Here is a 4,288-nt window from a genome sequence, read left to right on the forward strand (position 1 = left end):
GCGTAGCAGTGAGTACACGGACCCATGCTCCGGTCGATGGGCCGGGAAGCTCGATCCGCTCTTGTTCCTTTGCTTTATGCAGCGCTATTGCCCGCTCTTCACGCGAGATTGACGACATGCAACCGACCCTTACCGCCATACTGCCCTGCAACGATCTTGACCGCACCGAGGCGTTTTTCGCACGGCTGGGCTTCAAGCGCGAGGCAGGCAGTCTCGGCGACTATCGCATGCTCGCCGACGGTTTCGGTGGGCAAGTCCATCTCAATCCGGCTGTCGAAGGGTGGCTCCTGCCGGGGCGCAATCCGTTCGGGCTTTACCTCTACCGCGAGGATGTAGACGAACTCGCCGCCGTGTTCGGTGCCGAAATCCTCGGAAGCGGCGACCCGAGCGACAAACCGTGGGGAATGTACGAGTTCGCGCTGAACGCACCCGATGACGTGTTGGTCAGAGTGGGATGGCCGACGCGCCTGCGCCGCCCTTCGCGAGGCTAGCCAGCACACGTGCCGCAGCCCGCTCTCCAGAGCAAAGACTCGAGTTCGTCGGGTCCTCCGCCGTATTGCATATCCTCGAGATTGCCCGCCTGAACGCTGTCGTACAACAAGAACATCGCCCGGGCCCAAGCGGCTGCCGCATCGCTGCGCGCAGCCGGCGTTGCGTGGTCCCGGGAAAGGTAGCGACGATACGGGCCGCGCACGGCGGCCCATTTTCGATCAGCCGACCTGGCGCAGCGCGTCACCAACCGTCGAAAAGATCTGGTCGATCTGCCGCTCGTCGACGATCAACGGCGGCGAGAAAGCCAGGATATCGCCTGTATAACGGACGAGCACGCCGGCTTCGAAGCACTTCAGGAAGACCTCGTAAGCGCGCGCCCCTGGCGCATCCGCCCGCGATTCGAGTTCGATTCCGGCGACCAGGCCAAGGTTGCGGATGTCCTTGACGTGCGGCGAGTTGCGCAATTCGTGAACCGCATCCTCGAATGCGCCCGACAATTCCTTCGCGCGCTCGAAGAGCCGCTCACGCTTGTAAATGTCCAGCGTGGCGATCGCGGCGGCCGCCGCCGACGGATGGGCCGAGTAGGTGTAGCCGTGGAAAAACTCGATCGCATTGCCGGCACCTGCATTGACCACCGCGTCGTGAACGGCACGGCTCGCCGCAACGGCACCCATCGGGATCGCCGCGTTATTGATCGCCTTGGCCATCGTCAGCAGATCCGGTGTCACGCCGAAGTATTCGCTCGCGGTTGGCGCGCCAAGACGGCCGAAGCCCGTGATGACCTCGTCGAAGATGAGCAGGATGCCGTACTTGGTGCAAATGTCGCGCAGCCGTTGCAGGTAGCCTTTGGGCGGCACCAGCACGCCGGTCGATCCGGCGAGCGGCTCCACGATGACAGCCGCAATCGTCGAGGCATCGTGCAGCGTAACGAGCCGCTCCAGTTCGTCGGCGAGATGCGCACCCCAGGTCGGCTGGCCGCGGGTGAAGGCGCATTCGGCGATATTGAGCGTGTGCGGCAAATGATCGACATGCGGCATCAGATTGCCGGAGAACGCCTTGCGGTTCGGCGCGATACCTCCAACCGAAATGCCGCCGAAGCCGACGCCGTGATAACCGCGTTCGCGCCCGATGAAGCGGGTGCGCTGACCTTCGCCACGCGCACGGTGATACGCGAGCGCGATTTTCAGGGCCGTATCGACCGATTCGGAACCCGAATTGGTGAAGAAAATCCGGTCCAGGCCGGCCGGCATGAATTCGGCCACTTTCGATGCCGCTTCGAAGGCGAGCGGATGGCCCATCTGGAACGTCGGCGCGTAGTCCATCGTCGCCAACTGCCGGGAGACCGCCTCGGTGATTTCGTCGCGACCGTGCCCTGCATTCACGCACCACAGCCCCGCCGTTGCGTCGAGCACGGAGCGATCGTCGACCGTCGTGTAGTACATGCCCTTGGCGGCCTTGAACAGACGCGGCGCGGCCTTGAATTGCCGATTTGCCGTAAAGGGCATCCAGAAATTGGAAAGATTCGGGTTTTCCGTTGCGCTCATTCTATGACTCCATCGATGTGCGACCGACTTTAGCGACTGTGCAGGCTACAATCACTGGACAGCAAAAAACGAATACTCAGACCGTACTGGTTTTTTCTTCCCGACTGTATTGAAATGTTCAAGCTGAATTTATCCCGGTCTCGGAAAGACGAAGGTACGCTGGTCGAGCAGATCGTTTCGTCGGTCAGGCAGGAACTCAAAAACGCCACCTACCCCGCGGGCACTGCGCTGCCGTCGGTACGCGCGCTCGCCAAGTCGTACAACCTCAGCACCTATACGGTATCCGAAGCGTATCAGCGGCTCGTCTCGCTCGGGTTGATCGTGGCGCGCGCAGGCGCGGGCTACCGCGTCGCAACCCCGGTGGGTCAGACGCCCGCCGCGCCGGCATGGCACGCGCCGAGCCTGAACGGAGCCTGGTTGCTCTCGGATGTTTTCGCCGACCAATCGATACCGATCAAGGCCGGCAGCGGCTGGATACCGAACGATTGGGTCAACGAGAGCGGTCTGCAGCATGCGCTGCGTGTGGTGAGCCGCACGCCGGGCGCGCGCATCGGCGGTTACGGGCATCCTTATGGTCTGGGCGCCCTTCGCGAATACATCAGCGGATCGTTGCGCCGCTATTCGCTGTCCGTCGGCACTGCGGACGTCCTGCTGACACAAGGCGTCACGCAGGGGCTGGACCTGATCGTACGGACGTTGCTGCAGCCGGGCGATACCGTCGTCGTCGAGGATCCTTGCTACTGCAATTTGCTGCAGATCCTGAAGGTCGCGTTCATCAATGTGGTCAGCGTGACCCGCACGGCGGAAGGCATCGATACGGAAGAACTCGAAACCGTTATCCGCGAGCATCGCCCCAAAGGCATATTCGTCAACACGGCGCTGCAAAACCCATCGGGCACGTCGCTCAGCGCGGCATCCGCGTTCCGCTTGCTGCAGATCGCCGATCGCGAAGGTTTATGGGTCGTCGAAGACGACATCTCGCGCGAACTCGCGCCGCCCGGCGCGCCGTGTCTCGCCGCGATGGAAGGATTGCGGCGCGTGATCTATCTGTCGGGATTTTCGAAGACGATTACGCCGGCTGCGCGCGTCGGCTACATCGCCGCCAACCGCGAGCTCATTTCAAAGCTCGCACTGACCAAGATGGTCGTGGGGCTGACGTCTTCCGAAGTCACGGAACGAATGGTGGCTAATGTGCTGATCGAAGGACACTACGATCGTCACACGGCTCATATACGCGAGCGGCTGTTCAATGCGCATGCGAGCGTGGCCGAATCGATGCTGAGCTCAGGGCTCGAAATCTTTCATACCCCCAACGCCGGGCTTTTCCTGTGGGCCAAGCTGCCCATCCGGCCCGACGAGAGTTTGGCCGTTGCGACCGAAGCGCTGACCAAGGGAATCTGGCTCGCACCCGGATCGTATTTCCGCCCGGCGGAGGCCGAATCGGCCTGGTTCAGATTCAATGCGGCGACATCGGATGTGCCCGAGCTGTGGGAATTCATCCGCGGGCTCGCGGCATAGCGTTCGGGCTGCCGAGACCTAAGATGTCGCTTGCGCGTTCGCGTAGCGTGCGTTGTCGAACCGCTCGCGCAGGAACGTCAGAGTTTCATTGTTGCTCATCATAGCCAATTCTTCCGGTGACCATACACACCACTCGATAGAAAGGAGAAGCAAATATGTACAGGGCACCCCGACACGAACGAGCTTCACCCCCAGTTCGCGAAATTCCTTCGTGTAGCTGTCCTTAGTACTCTATTCATTTGATCTCCGTTTCGCTCATTCTACGAAACATTGATCTCCACTTCATTCAGCCCACTTCAGTGGTGGTCGGCGTTGTCGACCGCCCCGTCGTTAACACGACGAAGCTAGGGTTACCCCTTGCTTGAAACTAACAACTTCGTGGTGTTGACTGTACAAGCCACGAGCGTTAGGCCGGCCCGTGAGCGGACGCCCAGCGTTTCATGCAAATAAACGATTCATGCTGGTGCGAAATTCTAAGAATTTATGTGACGTTGATCGCATTTCTCGGGGAGCGATACATGGATGATCTTCACTGGCTGACAGGTCGTACGTCTCATCGATTGCGGATCCGATCGTCCGCACCACTCGGTTGGGATGTCCTTCGATGCCCGAGCATCTGCGCCGCGCTATAGCAACGTGTGCCGTCGCGATCTGCAAATTGCGGTTGCACTGCTAGACCGCTGCTTGAAAAATCAACCGACCTGTTGTGCCCGGGCTTGGACACCCGGGTGCGA

The 4,288-nt window shown here is 60.8% G+C and carries 3 protein-coding genes; 2 read left to right on the forward strand and 1 reads right to left on the reverse strand.

Annotated elements, in window-relative coordinates; all coding sequences use genetic code 11:
• The first annotated feature begins 116 nt into the window (after positions 1-116).
• On the forward strand, positions 117-491 hold the full coding sequence (locus tag ACTHL0_RS15895) for a hypothetical protein (protein WP_440563199.1): 375 nt from the start codon (positions 117-119) through the stop codon (positions 489-491).
• A gap of 219 nt (positions 492-710) precedes the next feature.
• On the opposite strand, the gene ACTHL0_RS15900 is transcribed toward ACTHL0_RS15895, so the two are convergent.
• A complete protein-coding gene (locus tag ACTHL0_RS15900) occupies positions 711-2,036 on the reverse strand; it encodes an aspartate aminotransferase family protein (RefSeq protein ID WP_440567770.1) in 1,326 nt (441 codons plus the stop codon).
• Positions 2,037-2,150: 114 nt separating this feature from the next.
• Between ACTHL0_RS15900 and ACTHL0_RS15905 the strand changes: the two genes are divergently transcribed.
• Entirely contained in the window at positions 2,151-3,554 is a 1,404-nt protein-coding gene (locus ACTHL0_RS15905; RefSeq protein WP_440567771.1) for a PLP-dependent aminotransferase family protein, read from the forward strand.
• The last annotated feature ends 734 nt before the right edge of the window (positions 3,555-4,288 follow it).

It is taken from the genome of Trinickia sp. (genome assembly GCF_051961175.1).
Taxonomy (GTDB): domain Bacteria; phylum Pseudomonadota; class Gammaproteobacteria; order Burkholderiales; family Burkholderiaceae; genus Trinickia.